Source organism: Chryseobacterium sp. JV274, from assembly GCF_903969135.1.
Classification (GTDB): Bacteria; Bacteroidota; Bacteroidia; order Flavobacteriales; family Weeksellaceae; genus Chryseobacterium.
Genome location: NZ_LR824569.1, coordinates 3,943,599 through 3,968,343 on the forward strand (window position 1 = coordinate 3,943,599; position 24,745 = coordinate 3,968,343).

Sequence of the window (24,745 nt, forward strand, 5' to 3'; positions counted from 1 at the left end):
ATTATATTATATATAGAAGATTCTATGAGCTAAAATCATTTTGAGATTTTAGTATTTGATTTTCTTCATTTAATTCACAAATCTTTTGTTTTAGAAAATCAATGTAGTCCTGTAAATTTTCAATGATTGAATAATTGAAATTTTGGATGTACTGATATTGAGCAGAGTCTTTGAATGTGGAATTTTTATTACTGAACACCATTTCTTCCTCTTCTTTAATATCAGAAATAGAAACACTGAGAGATTCAGCTATTTTCTTCCATTCATCTTCATGTATTCTGACCTCGCCCCGTTCTTTCCGGGAATAATTTGAAGGATCAGTAGATAAAATTTTTGCCATCTTCTCTTGAGAGATGCCTTTGAGTTTTCGTAGGTTTTTTAGTTTTTCTTGCTTCATGATTCTTAATGTCTATTGCAAATATGCAAAACATGTACATGTTTTGCAAGAAATTTGCCAAAAAAATACCTGATCTATTTCTCTTACTAGAGATTTTAATTTATAGTTTTGAAAAGTCAATAATGACACAGAATATTTAATTAAAACATTATGAAAAACAATTCTTTGAAAATGAAGAAAGCAAGTCTATCCAGAAATGAATTAAGATCACTTAAAGGAGGGAAAATAGGAAACGGAGGAGGAACTATTATCGGAATCGGTGGTGGAGAAGTAGAGTGCGGATGTGTACAAGCTGGTTGTGCTGGAGATGGTAGTGCAAGATGCGGAGGAGGATGTTGTAACTAAAATTAAAATCGTAATCAGCAATGAAATTTCATTGCTGATTATTTTTAAGTATTTATGAAGAAAAATATTAATATATTAACAAGCTATTTAAATCTTGTCGATATCCATATTGATAAGACTGAGTTTGAATACCAGTTAAATGGACATCCGGAATTTCCTAATATTCTGTCTTTTTCCGATACACTTCATTTTTTTAATATTGATTGTTCAATTTTTGAAATAGATGAAGAAGATGTTGAGCTGCTGCCTAAAAACTTTCTTTCAATCAATGAAGGAAATTTTACATTAGAAGAGAAAAAAAAATATGATATTTCAACTTCTAATGTTGTTTTATTAGTTGACAAGTCAGAGAGTTTTTACAATGAAAAGAAGAAAAATAATCTTTTCTTATGGAGTAGCCTTTTATTGGGAACTCTAGTATTGTCTGTTTTATTATTAGACTTTTCTTTCTTTTATGCGGGAATCGCATTTTTATCACTTTCATTTTTAGGAATTTTCCTTTCTTATGAAGCCTATAAAAAAACGCATGGTAAAGGAACAATTATACCTTTAGGGGTATGTCAGAATAAGATGTTAAAAACTGACTGTGATTATGTATTTAATTATAAGAAATGGAAGTTTTTGGATATATCTGAAATCTCTTTATTGTTCTTTTTCTCTCAAATTATTAGTTTTATAGTTTTAGCGATATACAAAGATCTGAGTTTTTACTATTTTGTATATAAGTATATATTCTATTTGTTTATACCCGTTTCATTTGTTTCATTGTACTATCAGATCATTATTATTAAAAAGCTGTGTCCGGTTTGTATTGGTATCATACTTTGTGTTTATGCCCAGCTGGCTCTTTTATACTTTTTACCAAATCAATTTGTAAAGATCAATCCATTTTCTATCGTTTTATATGGTTTGTTTGTCTTGGCTTCTGCTTTGTTTCTTCTTTATTTAAAGGAAAAAATTAATTGGAACAATAAATTGAAAGAAGAGATTGTAAAAAGTTCAAGGTTTAAAAAGAACTATACATTTTTCAGAAATAATCTTTCAATTCAAAAGAAAGCTCTTAATGACGATTTTTTAAGTTCTTTTAATTTTGGAACTTCGGATTCTAATTTAACATTAACTTTAGTGACGAATCCTTCTTGTAAATATTGTAAAGAATTCTACCCGACATTTATGAGAATAATAAATAATTACGGTAATAAAATTCATGTTCGCCTTGTATTGGATGCAGATCTGGATAATTTTTCTGAAGAATTACGTTCCACCTACATAAATATGGCCAGCATTTATGAAAATTCGGAAGATAAAACCACATTTTTTGTAGCTTTGGAAGAGTGGTATAAGATAAGAACAGATAAAAATGGAATAGATAAATGGAATAATAAGTATTCTCATTTATTTAAAAATCAAGAAAATGTCATTGCGACCTTAAATAATCAGAAAAAATGGAGAAAGATAAATGATATTAATTTCACACCGGATATTTTTATCAATGGTTATCAATACCCTATCGAATATGACAGAGCAGATTTAGAATATTTCTTATCTGAAATGATTGAGTAAATTAAACTATGAAAAAGCTATTATTTTTATTATTGGGAACATTCACCTGTTTTGCTCAAAGCAACAGATTTGTATATGATGTTGTATCTAAGAAAGATTCCACCTCAAAAAATCTTATTAAAGAAAATTTTAATCTGGATATTTCTAAAGATGAAATGAAATATTATAATAGAATATACTATATCAATGATTCAATATTTGCGACTAAAAATCAATATGGATTTAAAGGGTATAAACAGACTTCATTTCTGATTAAAAAAAATGATAATAATGAATACCAAAACTATGAATATATAGGAGATGTGAATTTTTATAAAATAGATGAAAAGGCGGAACAGAACTGGAAAATTACAGATAGTATCAAGATAGCTGATGAACTTCACCTTCAAAAGGCAACAACACAATTTGGAGGAAGAAGTTGGGTAGCATGGTTTTCTAAAGATATTCCTATTCCTTATGGCCCCTATAAATTTAATGGATTACCAGGGCTCATTGTAGACTTGTATGACACAAAGGAAGATTATCATTTCAAGATCATAAAAAGCGAAAAAATTACAGAGGATTATAAACAGGTTTCATTAGAAAACTCTATTTCCAGAGCAATTCCTGTTAATCAGGTTAAACTGGATAAATTGAAGTTAGAATTGTATGATAGTCCTTTTAAATATATAATGAATGGAAGACTTGTCTTACCTGAAGGAAAGAAGTTGCAACTTGAAGACGGAACCATTCTCACCAAAGAACAGTTGAAACCAGCTGAAGCTAACGAAAGAAAAAAAATAAAATCTTTCAATAATCCAATAGAGTTAGATAAAGCTGTAAAATATCCTTAATAAAAACCCCCTTCAAAAGTTTGAAGGGGGTTTTTATTAGTTATAATGTATTGTTTATAAATTATTCAAAATGAAATCTGTCATTTTCTGATACAGCTGAGGTCTTGTCTGTCCACCATAGATCCCGTGGTTTTTATCCGGGTAAGCCATGAAATCAAACTGTTTTTTGTTTTGAATCAATGCTTCAGAGAATTCCATAGAGTTCTGGAAGTGAACATTGTCATCAGCAGTTCCGTGAATCAGAAGGAATTTACCTTTTAACAGATTTGCATATTCTGTAGGAGAGTTTTTATCATATCCATCAGGGTTTTCCTGAGGAGTTCTCATAAATCTTTCCGTGTATACAGAGTCGTAATATCTCCAGTTGGTTACCGGTGCTACGGCAATTCCCATTTTGAAAACATCTGCACCTTTGGTCATTGCTAAGCTGGTCATATAACCACCGAAGCTCCATCCGAACATTCCGATTCTGCTTTTATCAACATAAGATTGGCTTCCAAACCACTTTGCCGCCGTGATCTGATCTTCAATTTCATATTTCCCTAAATTCATATAGGTTACTTTCTTATATTTTGCTCCCTTGTAACCAGTTCCACGACCGTCTACACAAGCTACAATATAGCCTTTTTGTACAAGGTGGTTGAACCACATTGCATTTCCATTATCCCATGAATTGGCAACCTGCTGAGATCCCGGTCCGGAATACTGGAACATAAATAAAGGATACTTTTTATTCGGATCAAAGTTTTTAGGCTTCATGATCCATGCATTCATCTGATCGCCTACAGCATTTGGAATGGTGATGAACTCTTTTTCAACAAAATTATCCGTTTTTAATTTCTGTAACTGATCATTGTTGTTCTGAAGTTCTTTTACCGCTTTTCCGTTCCCGTCTTTTAAAACATAAGTGTAAGGTTTTGCTGCTGTAGAAGAGGTTTCAATGAAGTAATTATAGTTTTTGCTGAAATTGGCAGAGTTGTTTCCTTCAGCATTGGAGATCAGCTGAGATTTTCCGTTTTCAATATTTACTTTGGAAACAATCTTATTGATACTTCCTTTCTCGGTAGTCTGAACGTAAATTTCTTTCGATTTTGGATTGAATCCATAATAATCAGTTACCTCCCAGTTTCCTTTTGTGATTTGTTTTTTAAGCTTACCATCTTTGTCATACCAGTAAAGGTGGCGGTTTCCATCTCTTTCAGAAGCCCAAAGGAAAGAATCATCCTCAAGGAACTCCAGAGTAGGGCTGTCTGTATCAATCCATTTATCATCAGTTTCAGTAAATAATTTCTGAACTGCCCCTGTTTTGGTATTTACTTTTAAAATATCTGAAGCATTCTGAATTCTCTCAGAAGTAATTAAAACAATTTCATCCGGTTTTGCAGTCTGAAATACATTCGGGATGTAATAATTCTTGAAAGAACCTAAGTTCAGCTGCATTGTTTTTCCATTGTCAAGACGGTACAGCTGTGCGGAAACCACAGAGTTTTTCTCACCTGCTTTTGGATATTTATAACGCATTTCAGCTGGATACAGGCTTTTTCCGTAGATAGGAATATAGATTTCAGGTACTTGCCCTTCGTCAGATTTTACAAATACAATGGCATCAGAATTCCTGGTCCATTCATACTGTCTTGCATGTCCGAATTCCTCTTCATAAACCCAATCTGCCAAACCATTCAGTATGGAATTCTTTTTACCATCAGTAGTAATCTGTGTGATTTTTCCTGAAGCAAGGTCCTGATAGAATAAATTATTATCAGAAATGAAGGCCACTTTTGTCGCATCAGGTGAAAATGTAGGCTCCTGAACTGTTTTTCCCTCATTCAGGCTGGTTACTTTTCCGGATTTTAAATCTTTTACATCAAATTTTCCAAGGAAAGAATGTCTGTAAATAGGCTGGCTGCCTACCTGTAAAAGGATTTTAGACTCATCATCAGAAAAAATATAGCTTTCAAACTTTCCGTCCACAAGATTTCCTTCTTTCTGTGACGTTTTATAAGAATATTTTGCAATTCCTGATGGTTCAATCACAAGATAATTTTCACCGTTTTTCATGGATGTGATTCCTGCGATCCCTTTTCCACGGTAATATCCTGAATATATTTTATCTAAAGTAATTTCCTGTGCTGACACATTTTGGAATACAGCAGCAACAGTAAGAGTTAATAGGAGCTTTTTCATTTCTAATTTTAATGATTCCAAATTTAATAATTCTTACTTATATAACCATATAAAATACAAAATCAAGATATCAAGTCCCGATTTTATAAGCTTCATGCATCGTCCCGGATATTCTGTTTCTGGAGGATAATGTCCTTCAGGAGCGCAGAAAGAACTTCCATTTGCTTCCTTTAATTGTAGTCTTGAAATTTTTCAGGGTTAAATATTTTTAGTTTTCAGCTTTAAAATAATAATAAATATTCAGAAATGAAATTTTTAAAAAAGGCAATTTGGCAAAAAAATTGAATATATAATAACTATAAATCAAATCAAATGATAATTATGGAAACGAATGCATATAACCAGAAACTGAACCGTTATGTATTAAACGACCAGATTGTTTATACAGGTTTTTCCAGTTTTAATGACGCCGAAGAATGCGCACATAAAAAAGGAGGAAAATTGGTAGAAGTAGTGTTTAGAGACGGAAATGATAATCCCGAAATTACTGATGAAGCAGGGTTGATAGAGAAAAAAATGCATTACCATGTGTATGCAGGCGATGAATACAAATTTATTCATTCCTCCGATCCGGGATTCAGAAAATATGCGGATGAATTGCAAAAAATTAAAGCAAGACAACAGCAATCACCACCCGATGAAAGATATTTTGCCAATTTTGAAATTGAAAATGCGGAAGATCCGATCATTGTAATCAAAAATGATCATTTTGAATCGGTAACATCGAGAGAGCGTTCAAAGTATTTGAAACATGCCTGCGTTTATGAATTAGGGGTATCCCTGCCAAAATCTTAAAAAAATATGATCATGAGCAAGACTAAATATTCAGAAAAAGCTCAGGACAAAGTAGGAAAAGTGATGCACGAATTCAAAGAAGGAAAACTGAAATCTTCTTCCGGAAAGAAAGTGACAAGCAGAAAGCAAGCCGTAGCCATCGGCATTTCTGAAGCGAAAGAAAAGGGTCTTAAAGTGCCTGCAAAGAAAAATAGTAAATAAACCTATAAAGAAATGCCCGGAAATTTTTCCAGGCATTTTTATGAGATATAAAACTGAGAATTCGTATTTTCTCTATTTCGTTTCATTATAAAGCACTCTATAATATTCATCTGCCATCCTGTCGCTGTTGAAATGATCTTTCACATCATTCATTGCATTGTGCTGGATTTTTCTCCATTCATCAGGATGATCATAATAGGTTGGAAGAATCTCGTTTTCAAGAATTTCATATAATTTGTTTAAATCATAGTTGTCCTGTTCATAGATGCTCATATTCAGATAATCTGCTTTCGGAACAACGAAAGAGTTTTCTCTGTGTCTGGCAAATTCCGGGATCCAGCCGTCATCAGTGGATAAATTCACTGAGCCGTTCATGGCTGCTGTCATACCGGAAGTTCCTGAAGCTTCCCTTGGAACTCTGGGATTATTAAGCCATAGATCCGAACCTTGTTTTAAAGATTTACTTAAGGAAAGTTCATATCCCGTAAGAACAGCTATACTTTTATGATTTTTACTTTCCTCCACCAAAGTATTGAATGTGGAAATGGCGGAATAGTCCATTGGATAAGGTTTTCCTGCCCAGATGATTTGTACCGGATATTTCGGGTTGTTCAGAAGCCTATAGAATCTTTCTTTATCATGTAAAAGAAGTTCTGCTCTTTTATAGCCTGCAAATCTTCTTGCCCAGACAATGGTAAAGATATTAGGGTTGAATAAATTTCCTGTTTGATCTGCAACAATACTGAACAGCTTTTTCTTTAAATACTTTTTACGGTAGTCAAAAACAGTTGCATCATTTTCGTCTTTGGCGTTGTATAAAGGTTTATCAGACCAATATTTAAATTCCTGTGCGTTAGTGATAGACGTAATTTCACAGATGTCAGAATATTTATTCCACATGGCTCTGGAAACCACACCATGAAGCTGGGAAACTCCGTTGGCAATTCTGGCCATCCTCAATGCACAAAGGGAATGATTGAAACGGTCATCATTGGAGCCTTCAATCTTTTTTACTTCTTCCATGCTGTAACCGGAGAAATAGGACATATCATAACATAATCTGAAACTATGTTTTTCATTTCCTGCCTCTTCAGGTGTATGGGTCGTGAAAACCAGTTTTTCCTTAACTTTACTGAGGTCTCCGTTATATTTTTTCAACAGGTAAAAGGCTGCCGGAAGTCCGTGAGCTTCATTAAGATGGTAAACATCTCTTTCAATATTCAATTCATCCAATAGCTTGGCTCCTCCTTTTCCTAATAAAATATATTGGGCAAGCTTGGTAGATTCATTGGCATCATATAATTTGTGACAGATCGTTTTGGAAACGTGGTCATTTTCCGGAACATCTGTGGAAAGAAAAAACATTGGTGCCGTATTGAACGTTTCAGGATCAAGGTACCATACTTTTACCCAAACCGGAGCACTGTGGATTTCGATTTGAAATTTTATTCCGGTATCTTCCAGAAAGCTGTACATTTTTCTCGTCCATACAGGCTGTAAAGTCTGATCATGATTTCTCGCCTGGTCATAATAACCAAACTTCCAAAGAATACCGATTCCTATAAGGTCCTGCTTAAGATTGTAGGCACTTCTCATATGAGATCCTGCCAGAAAGCCAAGTCCTCCCGAATATATTTTAAGTACTTGCTCAAGAGCAAATTCCATCGAAAAATAGGCGGTTTTTTTTGAATATTGAGGATTGATATTGTAGGGTATTCTGAAATTCCTAAAATCCATAAATGTGCGTTTGTGTTAGAAAAAGACAAAGGTATTAATTATGAAAATAAACTTTACATTAATTAACAGATAAATTAATTTTAAAACGAAGTGTTGAATTGTTTTTTTACTTACCTTTAAGTGTGTAAAATTTTGATTATCAAAAACTTTTAACGATGAAAGCCCATGGCAGCATGTGTTCTTAATTAAATAAAAAAATCACACATGAAAAAGACGTTTTCTGAGGAAGATCTGATAAAGAATCTAAGTTTATATTATCTGAACAGGCATTTGAAAAAAAAGCCCATAGAGAAGTATCACCGTACCATAGACGAATCTCCGCTTCATGACCGTGAAAAATACAGAAAGAAATCCGAGATTCTACTTCTCAATTCTTTTATGCATCACTTCCCCGAAGTGAAATTTGAAAACCTTACCTGCGAGAGCCCAGACTTTATCGCAAAGCTAAACGACAAAAAAATTGGAATAGAACTGACTGAAGTAATCAATCATCTGGAAATGAAAAAAGTGGAAAGTACTTTGAATAAAATGTTCCGTCAGGCAGAAATATTATTAGAACAGGAAGACACTACGAAATATCGTGGTGTTTATTTTTTAGAATTCCACCAGGAAACTAAATTTGATCATCTTGAAGCACAGCAGGAAAATATTATTAATATCTATAAAAGCATCAAGAAAAATAAAGCCATGGGTTGTGTAAAAAGCATAAGAAAATCTTTTCACCGGAGAAATGTCTTTATCACTCATGAATATAACATGAACCTTTTTGATGAACTCTGCTCGGAAAAAATCCTGGAACTCATTGAAAAGAAAAATGAAAAATTTCCTTACTACGATACCTCAGTGGATGAATGCTGGCTGGTAATTGTTTCAGATATGAATTCTATTGCTTCAAGATATACCTTTATCCAGGATAAAGAACATTTGACGGAAGTAAAGAGTCCTTTCCATAAGATATTCCATCTCGAAAATCTGTGCGGGAATATTACAAGTATAAAATAAAATTTTGTTTATTTACACATTGGTTATTTCGTGCTTTAATTTGAAATTGTATGAACTATTTTAAATTATTTGCTGTTTTGATTTGAAATAGTTTAAAATTATTTAGATTTTATTGTTTGTAATTAAAATATGGGTATATTTGGTGTACGTTGAATATCAATACGATGTATAACTAATGAACCATAAAAACATGTAATCTATGAGAAAACTTTTACTTTTCATACTTCTGTGCATCTCTCATACTTATTATTCTCAGGCAGATTGTGCCACTGCATTGTCCGTCTGCGGAAACTCAAATATCACTTACAGTCCTACAGGATATGGTAATATAAAAGAATTGGTCAACTCGGGAAGTTGTATAGACTTTACCGGAGAGCATAATTCCATTTGGTATAAAATTACGATTGCTACTGGAGGTACCCTTACTTTTGATCTTGTTCCGAATAATCCGGATGCCGATTATGACTGGGCTATTTTTGGCCCTAATGTAACCTGTGGAAGCTTAGGCTCACCAATACGTTGTAATGCTGCAACAGTTATCGGGCCCGGTCCTGCTACAGGATTAAATATGACAAGTACTCTTTTAAGTGCTGCCGGAGGTTCTCTGACTCCTTATTGCAGATATATGGATGTTTTACCAGGGCAAACGTATTATTTGTTTATTGACAACTGGGTAAGCAGCACCAGTTCTACAACTGCTCCGTTTTCTTTGACATGGGGCGGAACTGCCACACTGGCTTCACCGTTTACAGATCCTAATATCCAGACGCAGCCGTTTAACCCTCCTGGAATTCCGGCGGCCAACCCTGCCGATCCGAGAGAAGTGGTAATATGCTCAAGTACAGCTCTGTTTGATTTTTCTACATTGTCTGCAGGAATTCTTAATGGAAATCAAAACTTTAATGTAAGTTACCATCTGAGTCAGAATGATGCTTTAACAGGGAATAATCCTATTACAGCTCCAATCACAGTAAATACAACTACTGTTTACTATTACAGTATCAATTATACCGATCCAACCAATGCCACCAATCCGCTTAATAAATGTAAACAGGTTGGGACATTTAAATTCAAAGACGGTTCTATTACAGTTAAGAATGTAACATTAACCGAATGTAACAATAATAATGCGGGTACAGCTTTATTTGATTTAACCACAGCAGATGTTATTGGAAACCCAAATGTCACTAAGAAATATTATCACACGATGGCGGATCTCAATGCCGGTATCAATGAAATTACAACTCCCATGGCATTTGTATCTGCAGAAGGGGTTGTTTATGTAAAAGTCATCTCTGAATTTGGCTGTACAGCAGTCGCGCAGATCACATTGAAGTTTTATCCGGTAGTTGTTGTGAATGAAGTGACATTAAGATCATGTTTCATCGAAGGCAATCCTTCCACAGCATCTTTCAATCTTGTAAATGCTTCGGTAACGGGTCAGACGAATCCTACAAAAAAATACTATCCTTCAATGACGGATGCTGTCAATCAGACTAATGAGATTTTGAATGCTAATAATTATATTGCTCCAAATGGATTTGTATATGTAAGAGTTTCCAATGCTCAGGGATGTTATGCAGTAGCCAGAATTACCTTAGTCGTTATTGCGCCGGTATATTCTGCTACTCTTAAAGATGTAACTATTTGTGCAGAAGATCAGACCACGCTGGATGCGGGTGCAGGATTCAAAAGCTACGAATGGAGCACAGGAGCCACTACTCAAACGATCAAAGCAGGAATTGGAGTATATTGGGTAAAACTTAAAACCGGAGAATGTATTGCTACACAAACAGTAAAAGTACTTCCTTCCGAGCAGCCGGTTGTTTCCGGAATTGATATTTCTAATAATACAATTACGGTGTCCGTAACAGGAGGAAATCCGGCATATAAATATTCAATAGACAATATCATTTGGCAGGACTCCAATGTTTTTAATAATCTTTCAAGAGGAGATCATAAAGTATACGTAAAAGACGCTTACGATTGTGATCCCATAGAAATAGGAGTGGTTGTACCAAATTTGGTTAACGTGATAACCCCGAATGCAGATGGCGTGAATGATGTGATTGATTATTCAGCATTAGGCAGCAAGCAAAACCTGATCATGAATATTTTTGACCGCTATGGAAACAAAATCTTCCAGGCAGATAAATCAAATGGCTATAAATGGGATGGTACACAGGGCGGAAGAAGAGTGCCTACCGGAACTTACTGGTATTCTATCACATGGAATGAAAATGATAAAAATAATACAGCAATCAAATTTACAGGTTGGGTATTGGTGAAAAACAGGGAATAACAATAAATATAAAGCATAGATAAAACCACTTCGTTTGAAGTGGTTTTTATTTTTAAAAGTTTTTAAATTAGTTATCAAAATAGAAAAAATGAAAGACCTGTTTGTAAAACGTTTTGAATATTATAAATCCCTGGGAGATAAAACATTTGGTCAGCTTACTGATGAACAGATGTTCTGGCAGCATAATGATGAAAGTAATTCTATTGCCGTCATTGTGAAGCATATTGCAGGAAATATGCTTTCAAGATGGACTAATTTTCTGACTGAAGATGGAGAAAAATCCTGGCGTAATCGTGATGGAGAATTTGTCAATACATTTACGACTAAAGAGCAGGTACTGGATTTTTGGGAAAAAGGCTGGGAATGTTTTTTTGATGCTCTAGAAAAGATAAATGATGATAATATGTATTCAACAACTTATATCAGAGGGGAAGCTCACCCTGTTATTGATGCTGTTCTCCGCCAGCTGGCTCACTATCCTTATCATATCGGCCAGATTGTTTATATCGCTAAGATGATAAAAAATGAAGATTGGAATACACTGACTATTGCCAGAAACCGTTCTCAGGAATTTAATACAGAAATGAAAGGCAAGTTTTTAAATAATGAACCGGATGCCAATTCGTCACCCGTCTGCTTTCAAAACAGCCCTGAAGTAAGGGATGAATATAAACAATAGATTGAATCAATCTTGGATTCTTATTAAAATTACTATCTTTGCACCCATAAAATTCAGGAGTAACAAATGTCTACTTTTCATAGAACTGCCGCGTTTCATACACTTGGCTGCAAATTAAACTTTGCAGAAACATCTACTATTGCCCGTCAATTAACAGATGCTGGTTATGATAAGGTAAGTTTTGATGATAAAGCGAATGTATATGTTATCAATACATGTTCCGTGACAGAAAATGCTGACCGTGAGTGTAAAATGCACGTAAAAAGAGCAATGAAAGCCAATCCGGAAGGACTGGTAGTTATTGTTGGATGCTATGCACAATTGAAACCTGAAGAAATTTCACAAATTGAAGGGGTTGATCTCGTTTTAGGAGCAAAAGAAAAATTCAATATTCTTAGCTATCTTGATGATTTAGAGAAATCCGAAAGTGAAGGAATAGTTCACTCATGTGAAATTGAAGAAACAGACTTCTTTATCGGAAGTTATTCTATTGGTGACAGAACCAGGGCTTTTCTGAAAGTTCAGGATGGCTGTGACTATAAATGTACCTATTGTACGATCCCGTTAGCAAGAGGAATTTCACGTTCTGATACTATCGAAAATGTTCTCAGAAATGCCACAGAAATTGCTGCAAAAGACATCAAAGAAATTGTTCTTACAGGGGTGAATATCGGTGATTATGGTAAAGGTGAATTCGGAAATAAAAGACACGAGCATACTTTCCTTGATCTTATTTCAGAACTGGATAAGGTAGAAGGGATTGAAAGAATCCGTATATCTTCTATTGAACCCAACCTTCTGAAAGATGAAAGTATTGAGCTGGTTTCTAAAAGTAAAAGCTTTGTTCCTCATTTTCATATCCCATTACAGTCCGGAAGCGATGATCTCTTGAAAAAGATGAAACGCCGTTACCTGACAAAACTGTATAATGACAGAGTAAACAAGATCCGCGAGGTAATGCCTGATGCGGCTATTGGTGTAGATGTTATTGTAGGATTTCCGGGAGAAACAGAGGAGATATTTATGGAAACCTATAATTTCCTTAATGAGCTTCCTATCACTTACCTTCACGTATTTACCTATTCAGAAAGAGAAAATACGGAAGCCGCTGCAATGGAAGGTGTTGTTCCAATAGCTGAAAGAAAAAAAAGAAATAAAATGCTTAGAATTCTATCTGAAAAGAAGAAAATGGCATTCTATCAGACACAACTTGGAAAATCGCTTCCTGTTCTTTGGGAGCACGAAAATAAAGACGGGAAAATGTTTGGCTTCACAGAAAACTATGTGAGAGTTCAAAAAGACTTTGACCCTGCCTCAGTAAACAAAATCGAATTTCTAAATTTAGAAAAAATCCTGTCAGATGGCACGGTTTCAGTGCAATCTTCCTACCAAAATTTTTTAGCAAAAGCATAGGCTCTTTGCAAAATTTCCACTAAATTTATTTTTAAACTTTAAATACTACATTCATGAGAGATAAGTTTTTATCTTGGGGAATTGTATTAGTAGCTGCTATATGGATTATAGCACTGCTGATCAGAGCGCATTATTGGATACCAACACTGTTATCCGCAATTTATGCATTAGGTGTATACAATGCTTACCAGTCAAAACATGCTATTTTGAGGAACTTTCCTGTATTGGGATACTTCAGGTATTTTTTCGAGAGTATTTCACCTGAAATGCAGCAATATTTTATTGAGAGGGAGACAGACGGGAAACCGTTTCCAAGAAATCAGCGTTCTGCAGTATACAGACGTGCAAAAAATTTAAGTGATACCGTGGCTTTTGGTACACAGCTGGAGGTTAATCACAGAAAATATGAAGGGATCAAGCATTCTATTTATGCAAAATCACCGTCAGAAGAGCTTCCGAGAGTATGGGTAGGAGGAGAACAATGTACACAGCCTTACCACGCCTCATTATTTAATATCTCAGCCATGAGTTTCGGAGCATTGAGTGACAGAGCTCAGATCTCCCTGAACAGAGGGGCCAAAAAAGGAAATTTTTATCACAATACAGGAGAAGGAGGAATTTCACCCCACCATATGGAAGGAGGTGACTTATGCTGGCAGATCGGAACAGGATATTTTGGATGTCGTGATGAAGAAGGAAAGTTCAATCCGGAGCTTTTTGAAAAATATGCGACACTTCCTAATGTTAAAATGGTGGAAATTAAATTATCACAAGGGGCAAAACCAGGACATGGAGGAGTTCTTCCAGGTGTAAAAAATACTCCGGAAATTGCAGCGATTCGTCACGTAACACCAGGAATGACCGTTATTTCGCCACCATCGCATACCTCATTCTCTGATGCAGCCGGATTGCTAAGGTTTGTACAGCAGTTGAGAGAACTTTCAGGAGGAAAACCTGTAGGATTTAAGCTTTGTATCGGTGATACCAAAGAATTTGAAGATATCTGCGTTCAAATGAATGTTCTGAAAATTTATCCGGACTTTATTACCATTGACGGAGCGGAAGGAGGAACTGGAGCTGCTCCGCCAGAATTCTCGGATGGAGTAGGTATGCCATTGGAACCAGCTTTGATATTTGTCAACAGAACACTTAATAACTATAATGTAAGACACAAACTAAGAGTAATTGCCAGCGGAAAAGTTCTTACCAGTCTGGATATTCTGAGAGCAATTTCGATGGGGGCTGATATGTGTAACAATGCAAGAGGATTTATGTTCTCTCTGGGATGTATTCAGGCATTGAGATGTAATACAAACAACTGTCCTACGGGAGTCGCTACACAAGATAAAATGCTTATCAAAGGACTTGATGTGACAGATAAGGCAGAAAGAGTATATCATTTCCATAAAAACACCCTTCATACTTGCAATGAACTGATTGCCGCAGCAGGAAGAAGTTCTTACGAAGAAGTAGATGCTACCATGTTTATGAGAGGAGATGAATTTGACCACCTTGCAGATCTTTATTTCCCGGATATCTTAGGAAATGTGAAGCAGAAGGCAAGATGATCGTAAAATATTACATAAAAAAACACCGCTATTGAGACGGTGTTTTTTTATTATGTGATTACTTTTATTGTTGTTGTTCTGATGTTTGTTTCTCACCACTTGGTCTGTCCTCCCTTCCATAAATCTGAAAGTTGAATACAAAAGATTTGTTTCTGTAAGAAGTATTCAAGTACGGATAATGGGGGTTTCTGGCAAAAGCAGCTCTTGAAGGAACGATAATCACTCCCTGTAAGTTATAAGGAGCCTCACTAGAAGGATTATTGAATGCTTTGAACTTTTGTAAAGCTTCTCTGAAACCAGGGATTTGATAATAACTTGCTTTTTTTGCAGCATCAGGGGTAGTAACAGGGTCTAATATTGATTTCTTTGTGTAATAAAACATAGGGTCAATAACAGGGATACCAGTTCCGTCAATGGTATTTAAAAAAGCAGCTTTTGCTTGAAATGAAGTATTTCCATCAGAATTAACTGCCAGATAGGAGTATACTCTTCCCATGATTTTGATAATATCTGTACTTTCAATGGTTTTTCCATCAGCTGGTGAAGGCTGGGCTCCACTTCTCATGATATAAATAGTTCCGGAAGGAAGTGTTATAGGAGACAACTCAGATAGTTTCTTTTCATTGTCATCCGCAGTATCTGTTGAACTGAAAGTTTTTATATTACCCTGCGCATCCAGATAATTCTCATCCATGAATTTCTTAATGGCTTGATCATCATACGTGTTTTGTGTTGCAACGTCTTCCGGCTCTACATAAGGTTCTGTCGTATCATCTTTTTTACAAGCAGAAAAACACAAAGATCCTGCAAGGATATATAAAAATATTTTTTTCATTTCAAAAAACTTTAATTACTTTACAAATAATATAACGGCAAAAGTATAAAAAATTATGAGAATAGATAAATTTTTATGGAGCATTCGTTTTTATAAGACGAGAAATATTGCAGCAGAGGAGATTAAAAAGAATAGAGTTTCTATAGGAACGTCTTCCGTAAAGTCATCTAAAGAGGTAAAAGAAGGAGATACTATTAAAATCCGTAAAAATCAAATTGATTATAAAATAAAGGTAATTCAGCTTCCTAAAAGCAGAATAGGGGCTAAATTGGTGCCTCTCCATATCCAGGATGTGACCGACAAAGAACAATATGAACTGTTGAAACTTCGTAAGATGTCACAAGACTATTACAGAAATAAAGGAGAAGGAAGACCTACGAAGAAAGACAGAAGGGAAATGGATGATTATGTAGGTAACGACATCGCTTCAGACTTTACAGACTGGGATGATTTCTTTGGAGAGACAGATAATGGAGAGGAAAACGAAGATTAACATAAAAAATAAAAAAGCTCTAGAGATAGAGCTTTTCTATTATTTCGTTGACAATATCTTCCGGTTCTCTGGAATCTGTACCTACAGTGAATTGTGCTTTACTGTAAAACTGATTTCTTTCAAATAAATGTTTAGCGATGAATTCAGGGAGGTCTTCATCAGATATATTGGCAATCAACGGTCTTTTTTCTTTCTGTTTTGAAAGCCTTTCAACCAATGTTCCCACAGAACTTCTTAAGAAAACACTTTTAGAGTTATGATTGATGATCTCCATATTATTGTAATACACAGGAGTCCCTCCGCCAAGACTTAAAACTACATTTTCTTCCGAAGCCAATATCTCTTCCAGGGCCTCTCTTTCCAGCTTTCTAAAGTAAATCTCACCCTTCTTTTCAAAAATTTCCGGGATGGTTAATTTATTTCTTCTGGAAATCTCTTTATCGAGATCAATCAGTTTAAAATCGATTTTTTCGCTTAATATTTTGGAAATGTGAGATTTGCCACTTCCCATGTATCCAATCAATGAAATTACCATGAATTTTTTTTAAACAAATTTGCGAAAAAGTTTTGAGATAAAGAAAAAAGTCATATCTTTGCACCACTTAAAACAAGGGACATTACTTAAATGAAAACTTGATGAGTAAGTGACCGACTCGGTAGCTCAGCTGGTAGAGCAATACACTTTTAATGTATGGGTCCTGGGTTCGAATCCCAGCCGGGTCACAAGCAATAAAAATTACTGAACTTGTAATTTTATTGCCTGCGTGGTGAAATTGGTAGACACGCCATCTTGAGGGGGTGGTTTCCTAAGGATGTGCTGGTTCGAGTCCAGTCGCAGGCACTGCAAAGAAAAATTTATAATTAATATTGAAATTTATTTCATTTTAATTGTGGCCGACTCGGTAGCTCAGCTGGTAGAGCAATACACTTTTAATGTATGGGTCCTGGGTTCGAATCCCAGCCGGGTCACAAGTTTACTGAAAAGTAAATTTTTTTCATATTAATATTTTGTGATTTGGTGTTTCAAAGGCTTCCTTCAGGAGGCCTTTGATTTTTTTGTATTCAATCTAATGATCATAAAATATGAGTGATATTAATATAATTGATGAGGAATTAGCATGGATGATAGTTGCCGGATTATTGTCCGCAGCAGTATTCTTTTTAATCTTTTTATATCATGTTATTGTTGCTCACATCAAATCCAATAAAGAGAAAATAAAATTTAAAGATACCAGATCATATGGTTATATCATAGGAGGAGGAGCTGTGATGGGCTTTGAATTCTTTTGTTTACTATTGCTTTTAGTCAAAAATAATAGTGTTCAAGAGATTGTAACTCTGCTGTTCACAGTGGTGTTATTCCTCTCTCCTGTAATGATTGGGTTGATTGGTTTTTATTACAATAGATCAAAAAAACTCTGACGTTGCCATCAGAGTTTATATCTTATAAAAAGTATGCGTTCTTGTATAATATTAATCTAAATGCATATTGTCAATTAATCTTACACCATCCACAACTACTACAATAAAGGCTCTGAATTTTCTGTCTTTATAGAAGAAGTCAGTTTCCTGCAGAGTGTTTTCATCGGCAATCAGGAAGTATTCCAGCTTCATTCCCTGTTGGTTGTCGAAAATATCTGTTACCCTTTCCTTTATTTCCGGTATTGTAACGGTTCTGAACCAATCGTTTACTTTTTGTAAAGTCTCATAAATGACTTTAGAAGCTTCTTTTCGGTCTTCATGAAGTCTCTGGTTTCTTGAGCTTAATGCCAATCCGTTTTCTGCTCTGTAGATGGGAACTCCTGATATTTTAACGGAAAGATGCTTTTTATCTACCATCTTTTTAATAATAGCAAGCTGCTGAAAGTCCTTTTCTCCAAAATAAGCATTGTCAGGCTGTATCTGTCTGAAAAGCTCTTCTACAACAGTTCCTACACCATCAAAATGTCCTGGTCTGGATTTTCCTTCCATCTCATTTTCTAATCCATCGAAATCATAACGCTGGCTTTCAGTTTTTTCAGGGTAGATATCTGCTACCTCAGGGATGTAAACGGCATCTACAAGACCTGAAGTTTGAAGAATAAGAATATCTCTGTTAACATCCCTTGGGTATTTTTCAAGATCTTCAGAATTGTTGAACTGGGTTGGATTTACAAAAATTGAAGAAATAACAAGGTCATTTTCTTTTCTTGCCTCTTCATACAGAGAAAGATGGCCTTTATGTAAAGCGCCCATAGTAGGTGCAAAGCCAATTCTTTTCCCCATTTCTTTCTGTCTTTCAATAAAATCCTGAAGGACTTTCCTGTTTTTTATAACTTCCATAGTTTATTTTAATGCTATTTCAAAAATACTAAAAATATCGTATAATAATATGCACTTTTAATAATTTGGAAAAGGGAATTTTCGTAAAAAAATGTTAATTAAAATAATGTTGGATGTTTTTTTGTAATTTTGCACATTAAAGCATTTTTACAAAAATTAGATAGAAAGTTTATGCCGAATCAAAAAATACTGTACATTACTACAGAGATGTATCCATATCAGGAAGATACCAATATGGCTGCAGTGGTAAACAAAATGGCACTTAAGATGCACCAAGAAGGCAATGATGTAAGAGTTTTTATGCCAAGATTTGGACAAATAAGTGAGAGAAAATTCCAACTTCATGAGGTGATCCGTCTTTCAGGAATGAATATTATTATCAATGACCTGGACCAGCCTCTTATCATTAAAGTAGCGTCTCTTCCGGGGGAAAGACTTCAGGTTTACTTTATTGATAACGAAGAATACTTCAAAAGAAAACAATACTATTTTGACGATGAAGGAACTCCTTTCGAAGACAATGACGAAAGAGCTATTTTCTTTGCCAGAGGAGTTATTGAAACCATTAAGAAATTAAATTGGGTACCTGATGTAATTCATTTGAATGGATGGATGGCTTCTTTTGTTCCAATTTATCTTAAAACTTATTACGAATCAGATACTTATTTCAAAGACGCAAAAATTGTACTTTCTCTTTACAATGAGAAAGATGCAGACCTGGATAAAAAGATCGACGAAAAACTACAGTTTGATAATATTTCAGGATTAAAAGCGTTAGATAACCCAACAATTAAAAGTTTTGTTATCGAAAGTATGAACTATGTAAATGCTGTTGTGAAAGGTGACGAGTTTCTGGATGAAGACCTGGATAAGGCTTTCAATGAAACCTCTACTGAGAAGTCGGAATATCTTGACATAGATTCTATAAATCAACTTTATTAAAAACACATTTTTAATGACTCATAATCTTAAAAGGACCTTCGCCATGCTTTTATTGGCGATTTTCGGAAGTACAATCCTTTATAACTGTGAACCGGATCCAGATTCTCTTGGTGAACAGTTGTTCAATGATGATGCAGCACAGGGTAATGAAATTGCATATCCAGTTATCGCATACAATTATAGCAACAATGATTCAATTAGAAGTGATGCTGCCAGATTAATCAGCGGAGTGAATGAATCAGGTGCGGCTTCATATGTTGGTGTTCTTGGAGCTTTTACTGAAAGCCAGTTTGGAATGCAGAGAGCATCTTACGTTACTCAGCTGAGAATGCCGGTAGATAATTATGATTTTAATGGTGCCAATCCAAAAGTAGACTCTGTTGTTCTTGTAGTGAGACCACCAGCGAATACTGCAGCGAATACCTATTTCTTTGAAAGCGATTCATTAAAAACAAATACATTTGAGAAAAGTGATTTTCCAGTAGATGGAGTGGCTACAGCTGTTTCAATTGAGAAGAAAACTTACCCTGTTCGTAAATACGGTAAAATAGGCGGTGGTTCAAAATCAATGAAAATCAATGTACACGAAGTGACTACGTTCTTAGATTCAAATGATGATAAGTTCAAACGTTCCAATGCGGGTACGAGTATAAGCACTGGTGAGTTATTAGGATCAGGAGTGTTTGATGGTAACATTAACTCCCTGTCTATTACTAAAAAATCTGACAACTCAGTTGTATTTACAGGAAACCTGGGATTCAGAATGAAGCTTAGCAATACAAACTTTTTCCAGACTCATATCCTTGATAAAAAAGGAAAACCTGAACTTCAGGATGCTGCTAACTTTATCAGATATTTTAAAGGAATAAAAATTTCTGTAGATGAAACAGATAAATACCTTTACCAGTTCTCTCCGAATGACCTGCAGCTTATTATGTATTATAAATATGATAAAACAGAAAACGGAACAACAACAAGACCACAAACAAATCTTGTTTTCAACCTAGGAGGTTCTAATGCTCATATCGGACTGTATGAATACAACAACGCCGGAACTCCTGTCGCTAATGCTTTAGCGGCAAGCAACTCTAACGAAGGTGATGAAAAGCTTTATATTCAGGGAATGGGTGGTCCTTCTGTAGTTATGAAAATTAAGGATGAGACAATTGCAGACCTTAAGAAGATCTATGTTGAAAAGAAAGCAGGTATTTTAAGTGCTAAGATAAGAGTATATGTAGATCCTTTAAGCTGGAAGAATACGAACTCAACAGAAGATCGTAGATTTTCAATTCTAACCAATACATTAAATAGTAATGGTACTATTGATTTCTCAAAGCTAGCATATACATCAGACTTATCAACAGGACTTGGGTTATATAATTACAACAAGGATAAAGATTACTATGATATTGTAGTAACAAAAACAATCAAGGATCTTGTTGAAGGAGTAAAAGATAGTGATGGGAAGTTAATTGAGAATAAACCATTAGTAATCAGTGCTGGAACATTTGCAACAAATGCTACAGGAACCCTTTTAGGAGTTCGTAATACAACTAGAGCATTTGATATGAACAGAGTTATTTTGACAGGTATAGATAAAACGAATACCAATCCAAAAAGAATCCAGCTGATGGTGACTTACGCTACAAAAAAATAAATACAATAAATACAAAATACACTAGACAAAATATAATATGTGCGGAATAGTAGGATATACAGGTTTTCAAGACGCTTACGAAATTGTAATTAATGGTCTTAGAAGATTAGAATATAGAGGGTATGACAGTGCCGGAATTGTTTTAGAAAGTCCAGGTAACAAGCTGGAAGTAGAAAAAACAAAAGGTAAAGTTGAGGATTTGGTGAATATTTCGAAAGAATTAAAAGGGAAGTTTAAAATTGGAATGGGACATACCCGTTGGGCAACCCACGGAGTTCCAAGCGACAGAAACTCCCATCCGCACTTGTCAAACAATGGAAAAATTGCAGTTGTACATAATGGTATTATCGAAAACTATGATACCATTAAAACAATGCTTACGGAAAAAGGGTTTACTTTCAAATCAGAAACTGATACAGAAGTATTGGTAAACCTTTTTCAGTATTTTATGGATATTAATCCTGAAACTGATTTCCCGACTGCAGTAAGATATGCATTGAATGAAGTATATGGAGCGTATGCAATTACTGTACTTCACGAAGATTATCCAGGAGTATTGGTAGTGGGAAGATTAGGTTCTCCTCTGGCAATTGGAATCGGAGATAAAGAATACTTTATTGCATCTGATGCTTCTCCTTTCGTAGAATTTACGAAAGAAGCTATTTATCTTGAAGAAGGACATATGGCAACAATCTCTCTTGAAAATGGAGTAGATATCAGAACCATCAATGAAAACTCTAAAATTGAGCCGGAAATTCAGGAGCTTAAGATGAGCCTGGAGCAGATCGAAAAAGGTGGATACGAGCATTTCATGCTTAAAGAAATCTTTGAACAGCCTAAATCTGTACACGATACAATGAGGGGAAGACTTCTTTTAGATGAAGGAGTTATCAAAATGGCTGGTATCTGGGATCATGTGGAGAGATTCAAAAATGCCAACAGAATCATCATTATTGCTTGTGGAACTTCATGGCATGCAGGTCTTATCGGAGAATATCTGATAGAAGAATATGCAAGAATTCCTGTTGAAGTAGAATATGCATCAGAATTCAGATATAGAAATCCAATCATTACTGATAAAGATGTGGTGATCGCAATTTCTCAGTCTGGAGAAACAGCTGATACGATGGCTGCTTTAAAACTGGCAAAAGAAAAAGGTGCATTTATATATGGTATATGTAATGTTGTAGATTCTTCAATTGCAAGAATTACAGATGCTGGTTCATATACACATGCCGGTCCTGAAATTGGGGTTGCTTCTACAAAAGCATTTACTGCACAGCTTACTATTCTTACTTTAATTGCATTTAAATTAGGAAAACACAACGGAAACTTAGGAAACGCTGAATTTATGAGCTTAATTGCTGAGCTTGATGCCATCCCTAAGAAAATTGAAGATGTGCTGAATACGACCCACGAGCTGACTCAAAATATTGCAAAAGACTTTGTGAAAGCTACAAACTTCCTTTATTTAGGAAGAGGATACAATTATCCGGCTGCCCTTGAGGGAGCATTAAAATTAAAAGAAATTTCTTACATCCATGCAGAAGGATACCCGGCTGCAGAAATGAAGCACGGTCCAATTGCCCTGATCGATGAAAATATGCCAATTGTAATTATAGCACCTAAAAAAGGTCACTATGATAAGATTGTAAGTAATGTTCAGGAAATTAAAGCGAGAAAAGGTAAAATTATCGCTGTAGTGAATAAAGGAGACCGTCAGGTGAGTGAAATGGCAGATTATGTTATTGAAATCCCTGAAACTTCAGAATGTTTCTCACCAATCGTTGCTTCCGTACCTCTGCAACTGCTTGCTTATTATATTGCAGTATATAGAGGGGCAAACGTAGATCAACCGAGAAACCTTGCAAAATCTGTTACCGTGGAATAAAAAGTTGTTGTAAATAAAATAAATTTAGATTTCTTCCGTTATTTCAAAAAAAATCTTAAAAGTTTCTTAAAAAAATTATATATTTACGGCTTAATTATAAAAATTAACATGAAAAGGATATTTCTTTTATTATTGTCTGCGTCGGTAGCATCGGTATCTTGTTCAGGTGGTGGCAGCTCTTCTGTGGGGAAGCCAGGAACAAAAGGAGAATTGATACCAAGAGAAAAAACTAAATCATTTGTTGCGGAAAGACCATACGGAATGGTCGCAATTCCTGCAGGTTCATTTGTTGCTGGTTTAGCAGACCAGGATCCAACAAATACTCCTGAAAAAGCAGCATTGAAGACTGTTACTGTTTCTTCTTTCTTCATGGATGAAGCAGAAACTACCAACTCGGAGTACAGAGTATTTATCAACTATGTAAGAGACTCTATTGCGAGAACTTTACTTGCCGAAGCTGCCGGAGAAGGTGGTGATGAAGGCGGACGTAAAGGAGCTGCAATAGGAGATTACGCATATCTTGCTAAAAAAGAAGAAAATTTAACACCTTATCAAGAATATATGGAGGGCCAGGGTGGCCGGGAAGACGGAAGTTATGATGCCAGCAAAAGGTTAGATTGGAAAATCCCTTTGCACTGGAGCACAACAAAATATCCGGATGTAGAATACGCAGAAGTTTTAGAATCTCTGTATCTGCCTTCTTCTTCCAGAATTGGAAACGAAAGAATTTTAGATGTAAGCAAGCTTAAATATACTTACCGTTGGGGAGATATGGATGCCGCTGTTGCAGATAACGAAAGAGGAGCTAATTACCTGAAAAGCGAAAGTATCGCGATCTATCCTGATACTACAGTTTGGGTAAAAGATTTCCACTTTGCTTACAATGAGCCATTGTTTGAACAGTATTTCTGGCACAAGGCTTACAAAGACTATCCTGTTGTTGGGGTAACCTGGGATCAGGCAAGGGCTTATTGTAACTTTAGATCTAAATTGAAATCTGATTACAACGAAAGTTTAAAAAGAAAAAAACAAAAACCATTAGTGTTCCGTCTTCCAACAGAGACTGAATGGGAATATGCTGCAAGAGGGGGAATGCAAAATGCTACTTACCCTTGGGGTGGTCCATATTTAATGGATGACAGAGGTTGTTACCTTGCTAACTTCAAACCGAAGAGAGGTAACTACATGGAAGATGAGAAAAAAGGTACTTATACATATACAGCTCCAGTTAAGAAATTTAAGAAAAATGGGTTTGGGTTATTTGATATGGCTGGAAACGTTTCTGAGTGGACATTATCTTCGTTTAACAATTCATCAGCTGGGTTCACTTCTACATTAAATCCTTCTACTAAGGATAAAAAAGATACGAAGAAATCTGTAAGAGGTGGATCTTGGAAAGATATAGGATATGCACTAATGACAGGTGCTAGAGATTGGGAAAGAAAAGATTCCGCAAGAAGCTATATCGGATTTAGAACTGTACAGGATATTCCTGAAGCAGCTGTTAAGCCAAGAAGAGTTAACAGAAATTAATCAGACAATTTTTCAATAACAATTTTATTTAACATTAAAAAAACTAACTCAAT

The 24,745-nt window shown here is 35.1% G+C and carries 22 protein-coding genes and 3 tRNA genes; 19 read left to right on the forward strand and 6 right to left on the reverse strand.

Annotated features, from left to right (window positions below):
• Positions 1–22 precede the first annotated feature (22 nt).
• On the reverse strand, positions 23–397 hold the full coding sequence (locus tag CHRYMOREF3P_RS18290) for a helix-turn-helix domain-containing protein (RefSeq protein WP_077413970.1): 375 nt from the start codon (positions 395–397) through the stop codon (positions 23–25).
• Positions 398–547: 150 nt separating this feature from the next.
• On the opposite strand from CHRYMOREF3P_RS18290, the gene CHRYMOREF3P_RS18295 reads away from it, so the two are divergent.
• Genes CHRYMOREF3P_RS18295 through CHRYMOREF3P_RS18305 form a run of 3 tightly spaced genes read left to right on the forward strand, consistent with a single transcriptional unit; the run spans position 548 to position 3,138 of the window.
• Entirely contained in the window at positions 548–742 is a 195-nt protein-coding gene (locus CHRYMOREF3P_RS18295) for a hypothetical protein (protein ID WP_047382371.1), read from the forward strand.
• 54 nt (positions 743–796) lie between these two features.
• Complete coding sequence (locus CHRYMOREF3P_RS18300) at positions 797–2,305, forward strand: thioredoxin domain-containing protein (protein ID WP_180565203.1); 1,509 nt, start codon at positions 797–799, stop codon at positions 2,303–2,305.
• 8 nt (positions 2,306–2,313) lie between these two features.
• Positions 2,314–3,138 carry a GLPGLI family protein gene (locus CHRYMOREF3P_RS18305; protein WP_180565204.1) on the forward strand — a complete coding sequence of 275 codons (825 nt, stop codon included), beginning with the start codon at positions 2,314–2,316 and terminating at the stop codon, positions 3,136–3,138.
• A 54-nt stretch (positions 3,139–3,192) separates the two neighbouring features.
• Here the strand turns inward: CHRYMOREF3P_RS18305 and CHRYMOREF3P_RS18310 are convergent, their stop codons facing one another.
• On the reverse strand, positions 3,193–5,322 hold the full coding sequence (locus CHRYMOREF3P_RS18310; RefSeq protein WP_077413973.1) for a S9 family peptidase: 2,130 nt from the start codon (positions 5,320–5,322) through the stop codon (positions 3,193–3,195).
• Between the two features lie 321 nt (positions 5,323–5,643).
• Between CHRYMOREF3P_RS18310 and CHRYMOREF3P_RS18315 the strand changes: the two genes are divergently transcribed.
• Entirely contained in the window at positions 5,644–6,117 is a 474-nt protein-coding gene (locus tag CHRYMOREF3P_RS18315) for a hypothetical protein (RefSeq protein WP_077414246.1), read from the forward strand.
• A 12-nt stretch (positions 6,118–6,129) separates the two neighbouring features.
• On the forward strand, positions 6,130–6,318 hold the full coding sequence (locus tag CHRYMOREF3P_RS18320) for a DUF6496 domain-containing protein (RefSeq protein ID WP_077413974.1): 189 nt from the start codon (positions 6,130–6,132) through the stop codon (positions 6,316–6,318).
• Positions 6,319–6,390: 72 nt separating this feature from the next.
• Here CHRYMOREF3P_RS18320 and glgP read toward each other — a convergent pair whose 3' ends face one another.
• The gene (gene glgP, locus CHRYMOREF3P_RS18325; protein WP_180565205.1) at positions 6,391–8,055 is read right to left on the reverse strand and encodes an alpha-glucan family phosphorylase; all 1,665 of its coding nucleotides are present in this window, start codon (positions 8,053–8,055) and stop codon (positions 6,391–6,393) included.
• A gap of 204 nt (positions 8,056–8,259) precedes the next feature.
• Between glgP and CHRYMOREF3P_RS18330 the strand changes: the two genes are divergently transcribed.
• From CHRYMOREF3P_RS18330 to CHRYMOREF3P_RS18350, 5 genes are all read left to right on the forward strand, one after another.
• A complete protein-coding gene (locus CHRYMOREF3P_RS18330) occupies positions 8,260–9,057 on the forward strand; it encodes a hypothetical protein (RefSeq protein ID WP_077413976.1) in 798 nt (265 codons plus the stop codon).
• A 199-nt stretch (positions 9,058–9,256) separates the two neighbouring features.
• Positions 9,257–11,359, forward strand: coding sequence for a T9SS type B sorting domain-containing protein (locus CHRYMOREF3P_RS18335; protein WP_077413977.1), 2,103 nt, complete (start codon positions 9,257–9,259; stop codon positions 11,357–11,359).
• Between the two features lie 88 nt (positions 11,360–11,447).
• The gene (locus CHRYMOREF3P_RS18340; RefSeq protein WP_180565206.1) at positions 11,448–12,038 is read left to right on the forward strand and encodes a DUF1572 family protein; all 591 of its coding nucleotides are present in this window, start codon (positions 11,448–11,450) and stop codon (positions 12,036–12,038) included.
• A 66-nt stretch (positions 12,039–12,104) separates the two neighbouring features.
• Entirely contained in the window at positions 12,105–13,451 is a 1,347-nt protein-coding gene (gene mtaB, locus CHRYMOREF3P_RS18345; protein ID WP_077413979.1) for a tRNA (N(6)-L-threonylcarbamoyladenosine(37)-C(2))-methylthiotransferase MtaB, read from the forward strand.
• A 53-nt stretch (positions 13,452–13,504) separates the two neighbouring features.
• On the forward strand, positions 13,505–15,019 hold the full coding sequence (locus CHRYMOREF3P_RS18350) for an FMN-binding glutamate synthase family protein (protein WP_180565207.1): 1,515 nt from the start codon (positions 13,505–13,507) through the stop codon (positions 15,017–15,019).
• 64 nt (positions 15,020–15,083) lie between these two features.
• On the opposite strand, the gene CHRYMOREF3P_RS18355 is transcribed toward CHRYMOREF3P_RS18350, so the two are convergent.
• Positions 15,084–15,854, reverse strand: a complete 771-nt coding sequence (locus CHRYMOREF3P_RS18355) for a hypothetical protein (protein ID WP_180565208.1) — start codon at positions 15,852–15,854, stop codon at positions 15,084–15,086.
• 55 nt (positions 15,855–15,909) lie between these two features.
• On the opposite strand from CHRYMOREF3P_RS18355, the gene CHRYMOREF3P_RS18360 reads away from it, so the two are divergent.
• Complete coding sequence (locus CHRYMOREF3P_RS18360; RefSeq protein WP_180565209.1) at positions 15,910–16,347, forward strand: RNA-binding S4 domain-containing protein; 438 nt, start codon at positions 15,910–15,912, stop codon at positions 16,345–16,347.
• 19 nt (positions 16,348–16,366) lie between these two features.
• Here CHRYMOREF3P_RS18360 and CHRYMOREF3P_RS18365 read toward each other — a convergent pair whose 3' ends face one another.
• Positions 16,367–16,882, reverse strand: coding sequence for a shikimate kinase (locus tag CHRYMOREF3P_RS18365; RefSeq protein ID WP_047377852.1), 516 nt, complete (start codon positions 16,880–16,882; stop codon positions 16,367–16,369).
• Between the two features lie 115 nt (positions 16,883–16,997).
• Here CHRYMOREF3P_RS18365 and CHRYMOREF3P_RS18370 point away from each other — a divergent pair.
• The 4 genes from CHRYMOREF3P_RS18370 to CHRYMOREF3P_RS18385 all read left to right on the forward strand — a co-directional run bounded on the left by CHRYMOREF3P_RS18370 (position 16,998) and on the right by CHRYMOREF3P_RS18385 (position 17,769).
• A tRNA-Lys gene (locus CHRYMOREF3P_RS18370) sits at positions 16,998–17,070 on the forward strand.
• Between the two features lie 35 nt (positions 17,071–17,105).
• A tRNA-Leu gene (locus CHRYMOREF3P_RS18375) sits at positions 17,106–17,188 on the forward strand.
• A 55-nt stretch (positions 17,189–17,243) separates the two neighbouring features.
• Positions 17,244–17,316: transfer RNA gene (locus tag CHRYMOREF3P_RS18380), tRNA-Lys, on the forward strand.
• Positions 17,317–17,430: 114 nt separating this feature from the next.
• Complete coding sequence (locus tag CHRYMOREF3P_RS18385) at positions 17,431–17,769, forward strand: hypothetical protein (RefSeq protein ID WP_077413984.1); 339 nt, start codon at positions 17,431–17,433, stop codon at positions 17,767–17,769.
• A 51-nt stretch (positions 17,770–17,820) separates the two neighbouring features.
• Here CHRYMOREF3P_RS18385 and panC read toward each other — a convergent pair whose 3' ends face one another.
• On the reverse strand, positions 17,821–18,669 hold the full coding sequence (gene panC, locus CHRYMOREF3P_RS18390; RefSeq protein WP_180565210.1) for a pantoate--beta-alanine ligase: 849 nt from the start codon (positions 18,667–18,669) through the stop codon (positions 17,821–17,823).
• A 171-nt stretch (positions 18,670–18,840) separates the two neighbouring features.
• Here panC and CHRYMOREF3P_RS18395 point away from each other — a divergent pair, with 171 nt between their 5' ends.
• The 4 genes from CHRYMOREF3P_RS18395 (at position 18,841) to gldK (ending at position 24,692) form a co-directional block, all read left to right on the forward strand.
• On the forward strand, positions 18,841–19,611 hold the full coding sequence (locus CHRYMOREF3P_RS18395; RefSeq protein WP_180565211.1) for a glycogen/starch synthase: 771 nt from the start codon (positions 18,841–18,843) through the stop codon (positions 19,609–19,611).
• A 13-nt stretch (positions 19,612–19,624) separates the two neighbouring features.
• Positions 19,625–21,268, forward strand: coding sequence for a DUF4270 family protein (locus CHRYMOREF3P_RS18400; protein WP_180565212.1), 1,644 nt, complete (start codon positions 19,625–19,627; stop codon positions 21,266–21,268).
• 37 nt (positions 21,269–21,305) lie between these two features.
• A complete protein-coding gene (glmS, locus tag CHRYMOREF3P_RS18405; protein ID WP_077413988.1) occupies positions 21,306–23,159 on the forward strand; it encodes a glutamine--fructose-6-phosphate transaminase (isomerizing) in 1,854 nt (617 codons plus the stop codon).
• Positions 23,160–23,267: 108 nt separating this feature from the next.
• Complete coding sequence (gene gldK, locus CHRYMOREF3P_RS18410) at positions 23,268–24,692, forward strand: gliding motility lipoprotein GldK (protein ID WP_047382406.1); 1,425 nt, start codon at positions 23,268–23,270, stop codon at positions 24,690–24,692.
• Positions 24,693–24,745: the final 53 nt, after the last annotated feature.